The following is a 19500-nucleotide window of genomic DNA, read 5'->3' as shown; positions in this document are numbered from 1 at the left end:
TTGTTTATTTTTTTATGAATAAGTGGTTTAGAATTTTGTTTGTCTTCACTTCTATAAATTTCTGATTGGTGCTTTTAGAATCAAGCCCGCCCCTAGCAGTAATCCACTGGCCGGTTTTAATCCATGTAAGGTGTTTTAGAATTTCCTTGTCAACCTTCTCCAAGCCAGTATATAGACAGGTTTTATATCCTTTATCTTTTGCACACCTCAGGTTCTCTATTAGTTCTGCTTGATGCCATTCTCCGCCCATAAAAACAACACAGGTGGCAAAACCATAATATTTGTACAGCATACCTCTAAATATTTCATGGGTGAGTTGTTGTCCACTTCCTTCTTTCCATAAAAATGGTGAATGACAGCCTTCACACCTATGTGGACAGCCTGAAATTGTGAGACATAGACTAACTTCTCCTGGAACCTCTTGCAGTACTATTTGAAAGTCGTTGAAATACATAAATAATAAAAGGCCTTTTTATCCTTTAAAATTATAAAAGACATGCTTTGGTATATAATTGAGAGATTTGAGTTATTAAATATGTTATCAACAGATTTTGAAAGAGTGGATAAAATTTAAAATCAGAGGATATTCAATCACGGTATTGCTGTTATACCTAGGTAAAAAAGAAAAGCTTCCGAGAAATCGGAAGCTTTTTAACCGTTGTGGGCGCGAAGGGATTCGAACCCCTGACCCCCTGGGTGTAAACCAGGTGCTCTGAACCAACTGAGCTACGCGCCCATTCATTTTCCTAAATGGGAGTGCAAATATAGCATCATTTTTCTTTTACCAAAAAGAAAAAAACAAAAAAGGTGCCTAGAAGTTTTATCCGCTTCAAATTGTTTGTCTTGCTATGAACATCCAATCATTCAACAATTCTAATTAAATACAAATCATTTAATTCCGAATAACGTCTTTTTATATTTAGCGCTAGTTTATTTTTCGTTTTTTGAACCAAAAATCCTCAAGGCTTAAATTAAGGATAAGTACGTGGTAGTTTTCTTCTACCAAGACGTTTTCAATTTGCCCTTTTGAACCATAGCTATATGATAAATTCATCAATGAATTGGAGAAAACCCCTGTTGGGAGCCCTATTCCAAATGTAAAATTATATCCCTCTATTTTTCTGTCGTTGATAGCCAGATATCCATTATCATAATTAACTCCTCCCCTGAATCTTATTCTCTCTCCATACTTACGTCCCAAAGGGTTTTTAACATATTCCATCCCAAAAGCATAAATATCTTGATCTTGATAGGTCCCAATTTTTTCAGATTGATTTGTACAATCCCAGAAGTTCTTTTTATAATCTGCACTTAAAGTCAAAAAGTCACTTAACCTAAATCCCAGACCAAAACCCAATTCCAAAGGAAGTTTAAAATCTGCCACGCTATCACCTTCATCTTCTTCAACAACAATTTCAGATCCACCAAGAGTTTTACGCGCAGAACGTTTAAGGTTTCCTCCCAGAGAAACCGGTAATTGCACTGTACTTCCAATGGTTATGTTATCAGTTAAGTCATATTGAGCACCGAAACCAAATCTAAATCCGCTATAGTTGGTTATTTCCGTAAGTTCAAAATATCCTCTTCTAATACTGAAGGATTCCGTTTCTTCTATATTACCGAATAATAAAGATGCACTCAAACCAAGCCTAAGCGATTCTGAAAGACCATAGCCCACATTAAACCGTAAATCATTAAGCCCCCCCAAACCGGTCACGTTACTTTCAAAAACTTGACTGGATCCCTCAATATTTGTTTGTATCCCCAACAACGAATATCCTACATCACTGTATGGTATTAAAGAAATACCAGCACCCAATCTATCATCAATTCTAAAAGCAAAAGCCAAATTGGAAAAATTAAACGTTGTCTTGGATTCATCGTTCACGTTATTCCCATAGCTGTTGAACTCTCCTACCACTCCAATATCATAAAAGAAAGAGTTTTGCGGAATCATTGCGTTGGTAGCAGGGTTTAAATTGTTGATACCCGTATCCGTTCTAAGTCCTATACCTGAATATCCCATACTATTGGATGAACCAATACTTGTCTGATTTATAGCTCCCAATCCATATAGGGAATATGGAGAACTTGTCAACCCTTCAGACTGGGCCATTGCATGATTGCAAGAAAAAATAATAATCAAAGAAATTAAAAACTTAATCATTGTCCTCATCATAGATTGCATAAATAAGTTCAAGTTTGGCACTGTAGCTTGAAGTTCCACTACCATTCAGAACAAAACGGTCCACGGTTGAATTAAAACCATTGGGCAGCAAAACCAGCGCTTCATTGGTCTCCAATTCTGTGGACAACAACTTATCCAGATAGCTGGCCAAGGGTATTTCATAATAGATATCGTTGAACTCCTCATTGTCCCGGTTAAGTATCCCAGTAATGGGAGAACCCTCGTCTATCGAAAGTTGTTCCGTAATGTTATTGTTCCTGTCTACAACATAAATTAGGAGTTCATCCCTAATAATCAACTGATCGTTATAGGTGCCATTTTTAGGCTTAAGTCTTAATACAGCATCCATTATGGTTCCCTGTCCCTTAATATCATATATGTTTTTTATGTAGGGGAACTGTATTCTACATGCAATGCCCACGCCGGATTGTATAAAACTTAATCCATCTGCATCTGAGCTGTTTAGATTGACCTCTTGATCATTCAAGTTGGTTAACGGTTCAATGGGGTCTTGGGTAGTAATCTGATTAAAAAATGGAACCGGAGTTTCGGAAAGGTTGAGCCCAAAATCGATATAATCCTGAACCTGTTCATTCTCTTCATCAGTACTAAAATACAACCGAACAAAACCTGCTGCTGGCTCTTTGGAAAACCCAATTATGGATCCATCATCATTTTCTCCGGGCACGAGTGCTATCCCCTTGAAATAATCAATGAATTCGTCTGAATTGATTATCAATTTGTCTTGTAACTTTTCGAAAAGGTCTGCACCAAAATTGTCGGACAACCTTATTTCTAAAGTGTCCGCTTCCAGAGGTCTTGGTTTATAGGAGAAAGAACCCAGTTCATCTTCATTATAAGTTACCGTAGTACTATTGTAAAAATCATCTCCTTCTACCGGTCGTAAAGTTTTTAATAATCTTTTTACCTGAATAGTATTGGACCTTGTTGTATCGTTGTAGTAGTAACCATCATATGCCAGATGGAATGCAATGCTGTCATATTTTGCTTCAGCGTCAATAGCATATTCCGCCGGAACCAATCCCAAATGGCTTGCTGCACTTACAGCTCCAAAAACTGGATCCACATACTTTCCTACCAACATCCGGGTTGATTGGCCAGTAACAATGCTATCGAACTTCATCGTAGATGTTTCCAAAGTAAGGGTATCAATAAGCACAACCCTAATATTACTTCCGGTAAAATCCTTTCCAGCCAAAAAATCCGAATCATTTGGGTTTTCATCATTACAGGCCGCCAAGCTCAATATAAGTGGACATAATAACCATATTAATCTTTCCATAGTCTCTGTTTTCCATAAAAGTATATGCAGTGTCCTGTTCTAAAAATGCGGATAGACCAACTCACTTTATTTTAAGACAAAAACCTTCTATTTACCTATAAATCCACTTTTCCTGTTCATAGATAAATTTTCCCGTTTTGTATGTTAAAATGTGAGCTTTATATATTCCCTAATGAGACAAAAAGGCGGAAAATTACCTTTGATGGAAAACTAAAATGTTTGGCATGAGAAAAGCAGTACATTATTCTAAACTAATTTCATTAATGGTAGTTTCAACAACCGCATTTATTTTTAGTTGTTCCACTGATGAAGATGAAGAGAGCCTAGGAAATTGGATAAACCGATCAGTTTTTGATGGAAGTCCCCGAAGCGGCATGTCTGGGTTCACCATAGGCAATATAGGTTATATGGGAGTGGGTTACGATGGTGACGATTACCTAAATTCCTTTTGGACCTATGATATAGAGGGCGATTTTTGGTCCCAAAAAGCTGATTTCCCAGGTTCAGCAAGAAATGCAGCAGTTGGTTTTCAAATTGATGGAAAAGGCTATATAGGATCTGGATATGATGGAGTTGATGAGCTAAATGACTTTTATACCTATGACCCTTCCAGTAATACATGGACACAGGTAGCCTCTATTGAATCGACCAAAAGAAGGAGTGCTGTTGCTTTTTCCGCCAACGGCTTTGGTTACTTTGGAACAGGTTATGATGGGGAAAACGACCGTAAGGATTTTTGGAAATATGACCCATCTTCAGATACATGGACGGAACAGGTTGGCTTTGGTGGAAACAAAAGAAGATCGGCCACAACCTTTACCATTAATGGCCTGATTTATTTGGGCACTGGTATTTCCAACGGTATTTACTTAAATGATTTTTGGGCTTTTGATCCCTCAAACGAGAGTTGGACCAAAAAAACCGATTTGGATGAAGAGGGCAATTACAATATAGAGAGAAGCAGGGCTGTTGGTTTTTCCTTGAATGGTTATGGGTATATAGCATGTGGTGAAATAAATGGTGCTTCCACTTCGGTTTGGGAATACGACCCAGCAACAGATATGTGGGAAGCCAAAACTAATTTTGAAGGTTCCTCACGGCAAGATGCCGTAGCATTCGCCAATACAACAAGAGCTTTTGTTGGGCTAGGGCGATCGGGAAGCCTCTATTTGGACGATTTGGACGAGTTCTTCCCTTTAGCCGAATACGATGAAGAAGATTGATTTTTTTTGTGATGAGTGATTTGTTCATACTCTGAATGTAAATGGGTTAGGTTGAGAAATCTGGCCCATTTGTTACAATTTAAGCAACTATGATAAAATTTTCAAGAATTTTGGTTATTGTAGTTTTTACAATATGTATTTGGATTGCCCTACCCAAAGATTCATTTAGTGATATGAATCATAAAAGATTACCGGTACGGTCTAAAATCATTGAAGTTGGACAGGGTTACGGATATGAAATCTGGATCGGTGAAAAACTATTGGTGAAGCAGGAATTTATTCCTGCAATAAACGGAGAAATAACGTTTAAAACTCCTGAGGAGGCTAGAAAAGTAGCCAATTTGATAACAAAAAAGTTGTTGGAAAGATCAAATCCTGAAATTAGCGTAGAAGAGTTGGTCAGCTTAAATATCCTTACCTTAAAACACTAAATCAAAATATGATTCTTGAAAAGAAACATATGAACCAATTTCTTATTCACCTTATCATGTGGATTTCATTCGGCATATTTTTCCTTTTCCCATATGTTTTTGAATTTAGAAGAATCCCAGAAGGCATTCCCGTTCGATTTTTGTCAATGATAGTTCTTTTCTATATCAACTATTTTCTTTTGGTCCCTAAGATACTGCTCAAAAGAACCACCTTGACCTATGTTTTGGTTTGCCTATTGTTGATTACCGTGACAGGTCTTTTCATTAATTTAAAGTATCCTCCAAATGCCTCAAGGCTAATAGAGTATTGTGCCAAGCCACATTACCCGTCTGAGTTCCCCAATCCCTATCTAGGTAGTGTAAACAGGCTAAGGTCAAACCCTGTTTTCAATCAATTGGTTATTATGACAATATTAAGCGCACCATTTTTTGCAAGCGCACTATTAAGAGTATACATTGAATGGCGAAAAAACGAGGACCTTAGAAAAATAGTCGAGAATGAGAAAACCAATTCCGAGCTCCAATTTTTAAAGACACAACTAAACCCTCATTTCCTTTTTAACTCTTTGAATGCCATTTATTCCTTATCAGCCAAAAACTCCAAAGACTCTTCAGAAGCAATCATAAATCTATCCGAGCTAATGAGGTACATGTTGTATGAGGCCAATAAGAATCTGGTTCCGCTTAGAAAAGAGTTGGAATACATAAAAAACTATGTTAAGCTACAAAGGTTACGCTTATCAGACAGTATCAATGTTAAACTAAAAATATCTGGTGATGACAGGCACAAAGTCATTCCTCCATTACTTTTTATTTCATTTATAGAGAATGCCTTTAAGTATGGGACCGATTATGAAGGAAGAACGTATGTGAAAATAAACCTTTCTATTGAAAATGGGTCTATACATTTTAAGGTAGAAAATAAAATCGGTCCATATAGAAAACAAAAGGACAGTTCTGGAGTAGGTCTAGAAAATGTAAAAAACCGATTAAAATTATTATATCCAGAATCTCACGAATTGAAGGTTGAGAACAACGGTGAAACATATACCGTGGTATTGAATCTTTATCTATAAATACGGAAATATGACATGCATAATAATTGATGACGAACCATTAGCTATAGATGTCCTGGTTGACTACTGCAAAAAAATGGATTTTATCCAACTGGAAGGAACATTTACCAATCCCTTGGAAGCTATTTCGACCATTAAAGAAAAAAAGCTCGATTTAATATTCTGTGATATTGATATGCCTCAGATCAGTGGAATTGATTTTATAAAATCCTTGGACAATAAACCCATGTTCATCTTTACCACAGCCTACTCCCAATACGCTGTTGAAGGGTTCAATTTAAATGCGGTTGACTATTTGGTCAAGCCCATTCCTTATAATCGCTTTATTAAGGCCATAACCAGAGCGAAAGAAATATTAATCTATAAAAAGAAACCTACGGATAGCAACGTATTTCCATCGCATGGCGAAACAAACGAGTCTCAGAATTACATTTTTGTAAAAGCAGAATATGAAAGCGTAAAGATAAATCTAGACGAAATTGAATACATTCAGGGCTTAAAGGATTATTTAAAGGTTCATATCGCTGGATCCAACAAAGCGATACTTACGTTGATGAGTTTCAAGGAAATTTTGGATAAGCTTCCTTCCAACCAATTTTTAAGGGTTCACAAATCCTTTGTAGTAAACGTTACATGTATTAAAACGATACAACGAAATAGAATTGTAATCAATGATATTAGAATTCCAATAGGTGAGAGTTACAAAGTAAGTTTTTTCAGTATGTTGGGCCTGTAATATCCGTTACAGATATTTAAAGACTTATTCTTAAACTACTTCGGCCACTACAAAGGTACTCCCTCCTATATATACAAAATGATTATGGTCAGCTTGCTCCAAAGCTGCCTCCAAACCATTTTTCACTGAGCTGAAAATTTCTCCTTTCAAGCCAAACTTCAGGGCCGTTTTCCATAACTCTTCCGCTTGTAACCCTCTTGGTATGTTAGGTTTTACAAAATAGTATTCAGCATCTTTAGGAAAAAGTTTTAAGACCTCCGCTAAATTTTTATCATTTACAAACCCAAGCACAAAATGTATCTTTTGAGGCTTAAGATTTTCAATTTGCTCCAGCACAATTTGTAATCCTTCTTTGTTATGTGCCGTATCGCATACAATTTTTGGATTTTCGCCCAATACCTGCCACCTACCCAAAATTCCGGTATTGTCAATAGTATGCTGAAGTCCTTTTAATATGTGTTCTTCCTTTATTTCAAAATTCTTTAACTCAGCTATAGTAGTGATTATTCCTTTTACGTTTCTTACCTGATACTCACCCAACAAATCCGTTTTATAGTCTCTCCCTTGAAGTTGATCTGCAAAAACAATCTTACAATCTTTTTGAGCAGCCATGATCTTAAAGATTCCTTCGGTTTCGGGTTGGGTTTCACTTATTACTACTGGAATACCTCTTTTTATGATTCCAGCTTTTTCCAAAGCTATTTTCTCTAACGTATCGCCAAGGATTTTAGTGTGGTCCAGCCCAATATTGGTTATTAAGGAAACTTCGGGTGTAATGATATTGGTAGAGTCCAACCTTCCGCCCAAACCTACCTCAATGATTGCAATATCAACCCTCTCTTTCACAAAATAGTCAAAAGCCATTCCAACCGTCATTTCAAAAAAGGATAGTTTATTCTGTTCCAAAAATAGCTTATGGTTTTGAATGAAATCAACAACGAACTCTTTGGAGGCTGGAACTCCATTTATTTTTATACGTTCCCTAAAATCTTTTAAGTGTGGTGAGGTATATAGCCCCACTTTAAACCCAGCTTCCTGAAGAATTGAAGACAACATATGACTACTAGAGCCTTTTCCATTGGTACCTGCAACATGGATACTCTTGAACTTTTCATGGGGGTTACCTAGAATTTCCGAAAAAAAAAGAATGTTATCCAGCTTATTTTTTAAGGCCGTAGGACCCTTCTGTTGATACATTGGAAGTTGTTGAAACATCCAACCCAAAGTTTCCTGGTAAGTCATTGAGCTATTGGCCTAACTTAAAGTTTACTACTACAAAACCTATCTGCTGTGATGGTGCATTGGAATCTAGGTTCCATTTATGAAGAAATGCGGTCTTTTTGGCCGGCTCCAGTAAGCAAGGCGCATTATTTGTAGTTCCTTTTACACCAGGGGTTGCTTTTATAACCTTTCCATTTCTATCTACTACTATTCGCACCACAACACGTCCATCTTCATTGCATTCTTGTTGCACCTTACCTTTGGTCACTAATGACCGGCCATTTAAACCATATCCGCCTGTGCCGCTGCCGTTACCCGGACCATAGTAGCTTGTGACGTAAGGGTCTCCATTAGGCTTTCCCTTATCACCAGCTCTATTATCATCTCCTTCACTTCCTGTTGTTGTACCATCAGATTTTCCTATTCCACCGATTAAGGCATCAAGGCTTTTCTTTTTGGCTTCCTGCTCTTGTTTTTTTCGTTGTTCGGCCTCTCTTTTTTCGCGTGCAACTCGCTCAGCATCGGCCTTGGCCTTTTTTACAGCTTCATCCGCTTTACGTTTGGCTTCTTTTTGCTGATTTATTTTTATTGTCTCTTCAGAATCACTTGTCAAAACTTTTTCCACAGGTTCTTCAGGAGCAGTTTGCTTTGGCACTACCTGTTCTTGAACTTGTTCTACCGGTTTTGATTCAACTTTTTTTGGCTCTGAACGCACCTTTTCTTTTGGTTGAACTTTTCCACTACCAAAATCCATGGTTCCAAAATTGATGGCTATACCATTTTCAATTGGAGGATCCATATAAGTAAGCCCTATATAAAAAAGCAATAGTAGTAGTACGCTTAACAGAAGTGTTGTTAGCGTAAAAGATTTTTTCTTGTGTCTCGTATCTAAAAATGACATTATTTTGGCCGCACAGCCAAGATAACCTTATAACTATTTCTATTGGCAATATCCATAACATTGACCGCTTCTTTTATGGCCACGTTTTCTTCTGCCCTTAGAATGATTGTAGGCTTTTCTTGTCCTTCAAGTGCCTTTTTTAATTCAATTTCAATGTATTCTTTACTTATTTGCTCGTTGTTCACAAAATACTTCAAGTTCTTATCTATGGTCACCGAAACGTTCTGTGTGTTGGTAGATTTTCCTTTTGCTTTTGGCAAAAGCAAATCCAAAGCATTGGGAGCGTTTGAAGTCAGCATAAAAAACACCAATAATAAAAACACAATGTCTGTCATTGATGACATACTAAATTCTGGACTAACCTTATTTCTTCCTTTTAATTTCATATTGAAATTCTAGATAGGTTCATTCAACAAATCCAAAAACTCCACCGCATTGGCTTCCATTTTATGTACAACCTTATCCGTTCTGTTTACTAAGTGATTGTATCCTATATAAGCAATAATACCAACAACCAACCCAGCTACCGTAGTGGTCATAGCTGTATAAATACCTGACGCCAATGAACCCATTTCGGCCTGCCCTCCACTGCTTGCCATTTCATGGAATGCCAAAATCATACCAATTACGGTTCCCAAAAAACCAATCATGGGAGCGGCACCGGCAACAGTTGCCAATACACTTACATTCTTCTCCAATTTATAGACTTCAAGGGTGCCAGCATTTTCTATGGCAGTATTGATATCATCCAAAGGTTTCCCAATTCTGGATACTCCTTTTTCCGTTAATCGAGCAACTGGAGAATCGGTTTGAGCACATAAAATTTTTGCTGCATCCAATTTACCATTCATGACATGGTCACGAATCTGGTTCATAAAGTTTTTGTCAATTTTTGATGCTGCTTTTATAGCAAAAATGCGTTCAAAATAAATGTAAAGTGCCACAAACAGAAGTACAAAAAGTACCATGATAATTACAATACTCCCTGTTCCTCCATTAACAATTAAATCAATAACGGAAAGCGTTTTTTCTTCCGAAATAGATGCACCCACCTCGGCTCCTTCTTCCAAATCTTGAAAAATAATCATATAAAATCCCCAATTTAAGTTGCAATAATAACGGAGATTTTTGAGCTAAAGTATTTTTTAGAAAAAATATCGCATGATAACAAAGCAAATGGCTCCGGCAATGAAGCCTATGAAAGCCAGCCAGCCAATTTTCTTAAGATACCAGAAAAAATCAATTTTTTCCATTCCCATTGCCACTACACCAGCTGCAGAGCCTATTATCAACATACTACCTCCGGTTCCGGCTGAATATGCGATAAAGTGCCATAAAGGATTATCTAAAGGCTCCGAGAACATTCCCAAACTAGCGGCTACTAATGGGACATTATCTATTACTGCAGATCCAATCCCTAATAATATCACCACCAAATCTGAAATTTGTGTGCCTGCAATCTCAGTGCCCAATAGTGGCATCCCTTGCTTAAGGCCTTCGGCAAAATTGAAAAGAAGTCCTAGCGATTCCAAAGCGGCAACTGCCATCAATATTCCCAAGAAAAAGAGTATGCTTGGCAACTCTATCTTTGTTAAAGCACTATGCACCGGGCTATGGTGCGATTCAGCATCACTAACTGGGTCGACAGATGAAATTGCAATCTTAGAGCTACTATAAATCTCGGCAAAAGTAGCTACCACAGCCAAAGAAAGCATCATTCCCACATAGGGTGGTAAATGCGTAATCGTTTTAAAGATGGGCACAAAAACAATGGCCGTCAATCCAAGGTACAGCATGGTAGCTCCAAACTTTGATTTTGCCGGAGCGGTTTCCTCAGTCTCAATTTCACCTTTAAATGCCGGCAAAAATGATGCGATAAATGTTGGAATAAGCATGCAAACTAAAGAAGGAACAAGTAAATATCCAATAAGTTTGGCGGTAGTTACTTTCTTTCCAATCCAAAGCATTGTTGTGGTAACATCACCAATTGGAGACCATGCTCCTCCAGCATTTGCCGCAATAATAATAAGACCTGCGTACCATATCCTTACATTTCTATCCTTTACTATTTTCTGTAGAATGGAAATCAAAACAATCGTTGCCGTAAGATTGTCTATGATGGCAGAGAGAATAAAGGCCAAAAAAGCAAAAATCCAAAGTATTCTCTTTTTGCTTCTTGTTTTCACAAAAGATTTGATAGTAGCAAAACCATCAAAATAATCAATGATCTCCACAATTGTCATTGCACCCAAAAGGAATACCAAAATTTCTGATGTCTTTCCTAGATGATGAAGCAAAGTTTCTTCCAGAACATGCATTTTATCTTCATGTCCCAATGCCGAAAACCCTTCTATCAGTGCATGTTTTCCAGAATCAAACCATGCCTGGAAACCATCTATCCCGAATGCCATTATGGCCCATAAAATTGCCATCATGGCCAAAGCCGGAATCAATTTATCAATCTTTAAATTATGTTCAAGGGTTATTGCTAGGTATCCAATGACAAATATGGCAATTAAGAGGGTCTCCATGTTAGTTGGTTTATGTTAGTTGAAACTTTAAAAGGCTAAAGTCTGCTTCGCTAAAGATATTCAAAATGACTTTTTTCACACAATGTTCTCCTTATAAAATCTTTAAAAAATCAAAGCCTAACTTCCGAGTGATAATCACAATTATACAATTCTCATTTTTAAGCATTGTTTTATAAAAAATCACTAAATTAAAGCTATATTTGCAATCAATTTTTATCTAATTCTCATTTTTATGGAGTTCACACTTTCCGAAGAGCAATTGATGATACAACAAGCAGCAAAAGATTTTGCGCTAAACGAGTTGTTGCCTGGAGTTATTGAACGAGACGATGCGCAAAAATTCCCCACAGAACAAGTAAAGAAAATGGGGGAACTTGGTTTTTTGGGAATGATGGTCAATGAAAAATACGGAGGAAGTGGGTTGGACACTCTTTCTTATGTATTGGTAATGGAAGAGCTTTCTAAAATAGATGCTTCTGCTTCAGTAGTAGTGTCTGTAAACAATTCATTGGTCTGTTGGGGACTGGAAACTTTTGGTTCCGAAGCTCAAAAAGAAAAGTATTTAACACGTTTGGCTTCTGGAGAGATTATTGGAGCCTTTTGCCTTTCTGAACCTGAAGCTGGCAGTGATGCAACTTCTCAAAAGACAACTGCTATTGATAAAGGTGATCATTATCTTTTAAATGGAACCAAAAACTGGATAACCAATGGTGGAACCGCAGAAGTGTATTTGGTGATTGCCCAAACCGATATAGAAAAAGGACATAAGGGAATCAATGCGCTTATTGTGGAAAAAGGTATGGAAGGCTTTGAAATCGGTCCCAAAGAAAATAAATTGGGTATCAGGGGCAGTGACACTCATTCTTTATTATTCAATGATGTAAAAGTGCCCAAAGAGAATAGGATTGGTGAAGATGGATTTGGATTTAAGTTCGCCATGAAAACCCTTGGTGGAGGCAGAATTGGTATTGCAGCCCAAGCACTGGGAATAGCTGCTGGAGCTTATGAACTCTCCAAAAAATACGCAAAAGAACGTAAGGCATTCGGTACAGAGATTGCCAACCATCAAGCCATTGCCTTTAAGTTGGCCGATATGCATACCAAAATTCAGGCCGCGCGTCATTTGGTGTATCAAGCCGCTTGCGATAAAGATGCAGGAAATGACTACACGCTTTCTGGAGCCATGGCCAAATTGTATGCTTCCGAAGTAGCTATGGAAACAGCGGTAGAAGCTGTGCAAATACATGGAGGAAATGGTTTTGTGAAAGATTATCATGTGGAAAGATTGATGCGTGATGCCAAAATCACTCAGATATACGAGGGCACTTCGGAAATCCAGAAAATCGTAATCTCAAGAAGCATTCTTAAAGATTAATTGTTTCAGAGAATTTCGCACCCCTCTATTTATAGGGCTATCTCATAATTATATTACATTCCAATATCAAATACCCCTTGAAATCAATTCCGATTGTATAAAATTTTAGTTTTTTATCACTTGACCCCCATGTTATTACAAAACACCTTTTAACCAGCTTTCCATTTTGAGAGAATCATAATTTGATATTGTCCAAATTTCAAATATGAATATTTTTTAACCCTTCTTCACAAAAGCTGATGATTTTATTGCAATACCCGAAAAACCTTGTTTTTTATTCATCAAAAAGGATATTTTTGAGGAAATACCATAATGATGAGATTAGAAAAACAAGGTCTATATCTTCCGGAATTTGAACATGACAACTGTGGTGCTGGTTTTATTTGCAGCCTAAAAGGCAAAAAATCAAACGACATCATTCATAAGGCCCTTGAAATTCTAGATAAACTGGAGCATAGAGGTGCGGTAAGTTCAGACGGAAAGACAGGAGATGGAGCAGGAATCCTTATAGATATTCCCCATGATTTTTTTACAGAAGTATGTGCTTTTGATTTACCGAAGGCAGGCAACTACGCAGTAAGCAATGTTTTCCTTCCGCAAAAAGAAAACCAACGCGACTTTTGCATATCAACACTTGAGGAAAACATTAAAAACCAAGGTCTGCAGTTATTGGGCTGGAGGGATGTCCCAGTAAACGGTTCCGTTCCCGGTAGAATTGCCGCTGAAACCGAACCTTTTGTAAAACAGTTGTTCGTTGGAAAAGGAGATGCTGAAGATGATTTTCAATTTAACCTAAAACTGTTCATTGCCAGAAAGATTACGGAGCATGCAATTATAAAAAGTAAACTGTCTCAAAGCCAGTTCTTTTACCTGCCGAGCCTTTCCACCAAAATCATCATTTTTAAAGGTCTGTTGGTACCACAGGACATCAGCAAATACTACGAAGACCTGCTAGATCCTCGTGTGGTGACTAGATTGGCACTGGTACACCAACGCTTTTCCACCAATACTTTCCCAACCTGGGACTTAGCACAACCTTTCCGTTACATGTGCCACAATGGAGAAATAAACACCTTAAGAGGAAATGTTTCCCGCATGCGTTCCAGAGAAGAGCTAATGGAAAGTGATTGGTTTGGAGAAGACATTAAAAGAATCCTTCCTGTTGTGCTGCCGAGAAAATCAGATTCTGCTAGCATGGACATGGTTGTGGAACTATTGCTTATGACAGGGCGCTCATTACCTGAAGTAATGATGATGCTTGTACCGGAAGCCTGGGAAAAGAACAAGGAAATGTCCGAAGCCAAGAGGGCTTTTTACGAATACAATTCATGTGTAATGGAGCCGTGGGATGGTCCTGCTTCCATTCCATTTACGGACGGTAATTATATTGGAGCCGTCTTGGACAGAAATGGATTGCGTCCCTCAAGATATTCGGTAACCAAACAAGGATATGTTATCATGTCCTCAGAGACGGGAGTTGTCGAGCTAAAACCAGAGGACATTGAATTCCACGGACGATTGGAACCTGGAAAAATGTTCTTGGTTAACATGGAGGAAGGTCGTATTGTAAACGACGAAGAAATAAAGGAGTCCATTGCCAAAAAACACCCCTATCAAAAATGGTTGAAAGATAATTTGGTCTACTTAAAGGATATCCCATACAATGATTGCCCAGTTTTTTATGGTGAATTTCCTTTGGAAACCAGAAGATCTGCATTTGGATATACCTTGGAAGACATCAATACCATTATTTTGCCAATGGCAAAAAATGGGAAGGAACCTATTGGATCCATGGGGTCGGATACTCCTATAGCGGTATTATCAGAGCGCCCACAACTCATATACAATTACTTTAAACAACTCTTTGCACAGGTAACCAATCCTCCTTTGGATGGTATCCGGGAAGAACTGATTACCGACATCAGTTTGACACTAGGCAGTGATCAAAACATTTTTGATACTACTCCATACCATTGCAGAAAGTTAAAAATCCAAAACCCTGTGATTTCCAAGGAGGATTTGGATAAAATAAAAAATTACGATGCCAGTCCAGACTATAAGGTCGTTTCCATATCCATGCTTTATGAAATTGGAAAAGGACACAATGGATTGGAAGAAGCACTGGACTCCATCTTACAACAGGCATCCAATGCCATAGATGAAGGCGCCAACATCATTATTCTATCTGATAGAATGGTTAGTTCTGAAATGGCGGCTATTCCAGCTTTGCTGGCATGCTCATATGTAAACAGCGGATTGAGCAGAATGGGGAAACGTTCCAAGTTGAGCATCATTGTTGAATCAGCAGAACCTAGGGAAGTACATCATTTTGCCTTACTCTTCGGATTTGGTGCAAGTGCCATCAACCCATATTTAGTAAACGAAATTATTGCAGAACAAATACAAGAAAACGATATAACAGAGTACACCTTTGACGAGGCCATTAAAAATTACAACAAGGCCATTGGAAAAGGAATATTAAAAGTGATGAACAAAATTGGAATCTCAACTTTAAATTCTTACCGAGGTTCCCAATTATTTGAATGCATTGGTATCAACACCAAAGTGGTAGACAAATACTTCCCGAATACGCCAACCCGTATTCAAGGAATAGGTTTGTATGAGATTGAAAAAGAGGTAGCAAAACGCCACAAGAAAGCATTTAAGACACAGGAGTTAGCAGCCAATCTTGATATTGAGATTGGCGGAGAGTACCGTTGGCGAAGAGATGGTGAAAAACATATGTTCAATCCATTAAGTATTGCCAAGCTTCAAAAATCGGTACGCAATAACGAGCCGGAGACTTATAAAGAGTACTCCAAATTGGTTAATGAGCAATCAAAAAACTTGATGACCATCCGTGGATTGTTTGAATTTTCAAACTATGATCCAATTCCCATTGAGGAAGTAGAACCATGGACCGAAATCGTAAAAAGATTTAAAACAGGCGCCATGTCCTACGGAAGTATCAGTAAGGAAGCCCACGAAAATCTTGCAATTGCCATGAACCGAATTGGAGGTAAGAGTAACTCTGGTGAAGGTGGAGAAGATTCGGCTCGTTTTTATAAAAATCAAACTGGCGATTGGAAAAATAGTGCCATCAAACAAGTTGCTTCCGGGCGATTTGGGGTAACCTCCAATTATTTGACCAGTGCACAAGAAATCCAGATTAAAATGGCCCAAGGGGCAAAACCTGGAGAAGGTGGGCAGTTACCAGGACCGAAAGTAAACCCGGCCATTGCCAAAACAAGAAATTCCACACCTTATGTAGGTCTTATTTCGCCTCCTCCACACCACGACATTTATTCTATTGAGGATTTGTCTCAATTGATTTACGATTTAAAATCTGCCAATAGAGATGCCAGAGTAAATGTAAAATTGGTTTCAGAAGTAGGTGTGGGAACAGTAGCCGCAGGTGTTTCAAAAGCAAAAGCAGATGTAATCCTTATTTCAGGGTTTGATGGTGGTACAGGGGCATCCCCCCTTACCTCATTGAAACATGCAGGACTTCCTTGGGAGCTGGGAATTGCCGAAGCACAGCAAACCTTAGTTCTTAACGACTTAAGAAACCGTATTGTTCTGGAATGTGACGGACAATTAAAAACAGGAAGAGATGTTGCTATTGCTTGCCTTTTAGGAGCAGAAGAGTTTGGCTTTGCCACAGCACCTTTGGTAGCTTCAGGTTGTGTTATGATGCGGGTATGCCATTTAAATACCTGTCCTGTGGGTATTGCAACCCAAAATCCGGAACTCCGTAAAAAATTCAAGGGCAAGCCGGAGCATGTTGTTAACTACATGTATTTCGTCGCTCAAGAACTACGGGAAATCATGGCCAAACTAGGCTTCAGAACTATTGATGAAATGGTAGGCCAAGTTCAGAAGCTGGATAGAAAAAAAGCAATAGAGCATTACAAAGCTGCCGGCATTGATCTTAGCCCTATCCTTTATCAAGTAGATGTACCGGAAGGCACTAAATTTTATAATACCGAAAAGCAAATACACGATATAGAACATTCCATTGAGTTTGATATCATTGCAAAGGCGCATCCGGCATTGTTCAGAAAGGAAAAAACATCATTGGATTTCCCAATTCACAATACGGATAGAGCGGTAGGGGCAATTATCAGTAATGAAATCTCCAAGATTTATGGTGCTGATGGCTTACCCGAAAATACATTAAAACTAAATTTTATAGGTTCAGCAGGGCAAAGCTTTGGTGCATTTGCTACCAAAGGACTCACCATGGTGGTCAACGGAAACACCAATGATTATCTGGGCAAAGGACTTTCCGGAGCCAAGCTAGTTATTAAAGTTCCTTATAAATCCACTTTAAAACCGGAAGAAAACATTATCACAGGAAATGTTACTTTATATGGCGCCACATCCGGGGAAGCCTACATAAATGGAAAAGCTGGTGAGCGTTTTTGTGTGAGAAATTCGGGGGCGAAAGCCGTGGTCGAGGGAATTGGAGATCACGGTTGTGAATACATGACCGGGGGAATTGCTGTAATCCTAGGCGCCGTAGGACGAAATTTTGGCGCTGGAATGAGCGGTGGAATTGCCTATGTGTTGGACAAAGACAAGTCCTTTGAAAAACAATGTAATGGTGAAAGTCTGAATTTGCTTGCTGTAGAAGAGGATAACGATATCAAACAGCTAAGAGAACTTATTGAGAACCATTACAATGCAACTTTAAGCCCATTGGCTCAAGAAATCTTGGAAAACTGGGAAGAATATCTGCCAAAGTTTGTAAAAGTCTTCCCTGAGGAGTACAAGCAAGCATTAATACGATTAGAAAAAGAAAAATTGCAAACCTTATAAGCTAAGCCATGGGAAAGATAACAGGATTTATGGAGTTTGACAGAAAAGATGAAGGCTATGCACCTGTCAAGGAAAGAATAAAAAACTATAGGGAATTTACAGTTCCTTTAAAAGAGGGGGAACTTAAAAACCAAGGAGCCCGTTGCATGGATTGCGGTATACCATTTTGCCATAGCGGTTGTCCGTTGGGCAATTTGATTCCCGATTTCAATCATGCTGTTTTTCAGGGAAAATGGGAGAAAGCCACTAAGATTTTGCATTCTACCAACAATTTTCCTGAATTTACAGGAAGATTGTGCCCAGCTCCATGTGAAGAAGCATGTGTTCTTGGAATAAATGAAGACCCTGTTTCCATTGAAAATATTGAAAAAAATATTGTGGAAACCGCATTCAACAATGGATGGATAAAACCAGAACCTCCTTCCCAACGAACAGATAAAAAAGTAGCCGTTATTGGTTCAGGTCCAGCCGGCCTTGCAACAGCTCAACAATTGAATAGAGCAGGGCATACTGTCACTGTTTTTGAACGTGATGAAAAAATAGGAGGGTTATTACGTTATGGTATTCCAGATTTTAAAATGGAAAAAAATGTAATTGACAGGCGCCTTGAGGTGATGGAAAAGGAAGGAATCAATTTTAAAACCGGAATTCATGTAGGTGTTGATGTAAAGGCCAATGAGCTTCAAAATGAATTTGATGCTATCGTTCTCTGCGGTGGTGCCACGGTACGGAGAAACCTTCCTATTCCAGGAGCAGACTTAAAAGGCGTGGTTCAAGCCATGGATTTTCTTCCACAAAACAACAGAAAAGTTGATGGCATCCCATATAAAGGTGAAGAACTAACCGCCAAAGGAAAAAATGTTGTTGTAATAGGTGGCGGAGATACAGGTTCTGACTGTATAGGAACTTCTATAAGACATGGTGCAACCTCTGTTACCAACTTTGAGATTATGGCTAAATCAACTCCAGAAAGACCGGAAGGGCAACCTTGGCCATTTTGGCCCATGCGACTACGTACCAGTACTTCTCACAAAGAAGGTGCTGAGCGCGTTTTCAGTATATCAACTAAAAAATTTATTGGGGACAGCAATGGCAATTTAAAGGGGCTTATTACCAGTGAGGTCAAATGGGAAAAAGTACCTGGGAAACGCCCTGTTCTGAAAGAAGTTGAAGGCACGGAAAAAGAGTGGAACTGTGATTTAGCTCTTTTAGCGCTTGGTTTCACAGGTTCAGAGACAACCATAGCTGACCAACTTGGATTACAAATGGATGCAAGAACCAATATTAATGCATCTGCAAAAGATTATAAAACAAATATTCCTGGAGTTTTTGTGGCCGGTGACCAAAGAAGAGGTCAGTCCTTAATTGTCTGGGCCATTTCTGAAGGAAGACAAGCTGCACATCATGTGGACAGCTTTTTGATGGGAAAATCCAATTTACCATTAAAAGGTGACGGTGATTTGCCACGAGTTTAAGATTATAATACCCAACCAAACCCAATGCGAAAGCCCTTCAAGAGTTATCTTGGGGGCTTTTTTTTATCATATGCTTAAAATACTGGAACAAAAAAACCCTCTAAAGTCAAATGACTAAAGAGGGTTCAAGGAAGGCGGCGACCTACTCTCCCACTTGGTATAGCAGTACCATCGGCGCAAACGGGCTTAACTTCCCTGTTCGGAATGGAAAGGGGTGGG

15 protein-coding genes, 1 tRNA gene and 1 rRNA gene are annotated in these 19500 nt (G+C 38.5%); 7 read left to right on the top strand and 10 right to left on the bottom strand.

The genetic code is table 11. The features are described from left to right. Positions 1–4: 4 nt before the first annotated feature. From nrdG to CRO15_RS16305, 4 genes are all read right to left on the bottom strand, one after another. Entirely contained in the window at positions 5–454 is a 450-nt protein-coding gene (nrdG, locus tag CRO15_RS16320) for an anaerobic ribonucleoside-triphosphate reductase activating protein (RefSeq protein ID WP_097046934.1), read from the bottom strand. A gap of 207 nt (positions 455–661) precedes the next feature. After that, positions 662–736 (bottom strand) — tRNA-Val (locus tag CRO15_RS16315). A gap of 189 nt (positions 737–925) precedes the next feature. Next, complete coding sequence (locus CRO15_RS16310) at positions 926–2167, bottom strand: BamG family beta-barrel-assembly machinery protein (protein ID WP_243397002.1); 1242 nt, start codon at positions 2165–2167, stop codon at positions 926–928. Beyond that, positions 2160–3491: a DUF4270 family protein gene (locus CRO15_RS16305; protein ID WP_097046932.1), complete on the bottom strand. Its 1332-nt coding sequence runs from the start codon at positions 3489–3491 to the stop codon at positions 2160–2162. The genes CRO15_RS16310 and CRO15_RS16305 overlap by 8 nt, the downstream gene beginning before the upstream one ends. Positions 3492–3715: 224 nt before the next feature. Here CRO15_RS16305 and CRO15_RS16300 point away from each other — a divergent pair, with 224 nt between their 5' ends. From CRO15_RS16300 to CRO15_RS16285, 4 genes are all read left to right on the top strand, one after another. Beyond that, positions 3716–4714 carry a Kelch repeat-containing protein gene (locus CRO15_RS16300; protein WP_097047148.1) on the top strand — a complete coding sequence of 333 codons (999 nt, stop codon included), beginning with the start codon at positions 3716–3718 and terminating at the stop codon, positions 4712–4714. Between the two features lie 89 nt (positions 4715–4803). Then, positions 4804–5145: a DUF4907 domain-containing protein gene (locus tag CRO15_RS16295; RefSeq protein ID WP_097046931.1), complete on the top strand. Its 342-nt coding sequence runs from the start codon at positions 4804–4806 to the stop codon at positions 5143–5145. 29 nt (positions 5146–5174) lie between these two features. Next, positions 5175–6221: a sensor histidine kinase gene (locus tag CRO15_RS16290; RefSeq protein ID WP_243397001.1), complete on the top strand. Its 1047-nt coding sequence runs from the start codon at positions 5175–5177 to the stop codon at positions 6219–6221. A 10-nt stretch (positions 6222–6231) separates the two neighbouring features. Further along, a complete protein-coding gene (locus tag CRO15_RS16285) occupies positions 6232–6957 on the top strand; it encodes a LytR/AlgR family response regulator transcription factor (RefSeq protein WP_097046929.1) in 726 nt (241 codons plus the stop codon). 30 nt (positions 6958–6987) lie between these two features. Here CRO15_RS16285 and CRO15_RS16280 read toward each other — a convergent pair whose 3' ends face one another. From CRO15_RS16280 to nhaD, 5 genes are read right to left on the bottom strand one after another with little or no spacing between them, the layout of a single operon-like run. Beyond that, positions 6988–8199, bottom strand: a complete 1212-nt coding sequence (locus CRO15_RS16280; protein WP_097046928.1) for a bifunctional folylpolyglutamate synthase/dihydrofolate synthase — start codon at positions 8197–8199, stop codon at positions 6988–6990. 4 nt (positions 8200–8203) lie between these two features. After that, the gene (locus CRO15_RS16275; protein WP_097046927.1) at positions 8204–9079 is read right to left on the bottom strand and encodes an energy transducer TonB; all 876 of its coding nucleotides are present in this window, start codon (positions 9077–9079) and stop codon (positions 8204–8206) included. Next, the gene (locus tag CRO15_RS16270) at positions 9079–9465 is read right to left on the bottom strand and encodes an ExbD/TolR family protein (protein ID WP_097046926.1); all 387 of its coding nucleotides are present in this window, start codon (positions 9463–9465) and stop codon (positions 9079–9081) included. Before CRO15_RS16270 ends, CRO15_RS16275 begins: the two co-directional genes overlap by 1 nt. 9 nt (positions 9466–9474) lie before the next feature. Further along, complete coding sequence (locus CRO15_RS16265; RefSeq protein ID WP_097046925.1) at positions 9475–10167, bottom strand: MotA/TolQ/ExbB proton channel family protein; 693 nt, start codon at positions 10165–10167, stop codon at positions 9475–9477. Positions 10168–10224: 57 nt separating this feature from the next. Next, a complete protein-coding gene (gene nhaD / locus CRO15_RS16260) occupies positions 10225–11610 on the bottom strand; it encodes a sodium:proton antiporter NhaD (protein WP_097046924.1) in 1386 nt (461 codons plus the stop codon). Positions 11611–11842: 232 nt separating this feature from the next. On the opposite strand from nhaD, the gene CRO15_RS16255 reads away from it, so the two are divergent. From CRO15_RS16255 to CRO15_RS16245, 3 genes are all read left to right on the top strand, one after another. Continuing rightward, a complete protein-coding gene (locus CRO15_RS16255; protein ID WP_097046923.1) occupies positions 11843–12985 on the top strand; it encodes an acyl-CoA dehydrogenase family protein in 1143 nt (380 codons plus the stop codon). A 315-nt stretch (positions 12986–13300) separates the two neighbouring features. Beyond that, complete coding sequence (gltB, locus tag CRO15_RS16250) at positions 13301–17806, top strand: glutamate synthase large subunit (RefSeq protein WP_097046922.1); 4506 nt, start codon at positions 13301–13303, stop codon at positions 17804–17806. Positions 17807–17814: 8 nt separating this feature from the next. Further along, positions 17815–19281, top strand: coding sequence for a glutamate synthase subunit beta (locus CRO15_RS16245; protein WP_097046921.1), 1467 nt, complete (start codon positions 17815–17817; stop codon positions 19279–19281). Positions 19282–19410: 129 nt separating this feature from the next. Here the strand turns inward: CRO15_RS16245 and rrf are convergent. Then, a 5S ribosomal RNA gene (rrf, locus tag CRO15_RS16240) occupies positions 19411–19500 on the bottom strand; the annotation flags it as partial.

This window comes from Flagellimonas pacifica (assembly GCF_900215465.1).
In the GTDB taxonomy this organism is placed as follows: Bacteria; Bacteroidota; Bacteroidia; order Flavobacteriales; family Flavobacteriaceae; genus Flagellimonas; species Flagellimonas pacifica.
This window is presented reverse-complemented; position numbering and strand designations above follow the sequence as displayed.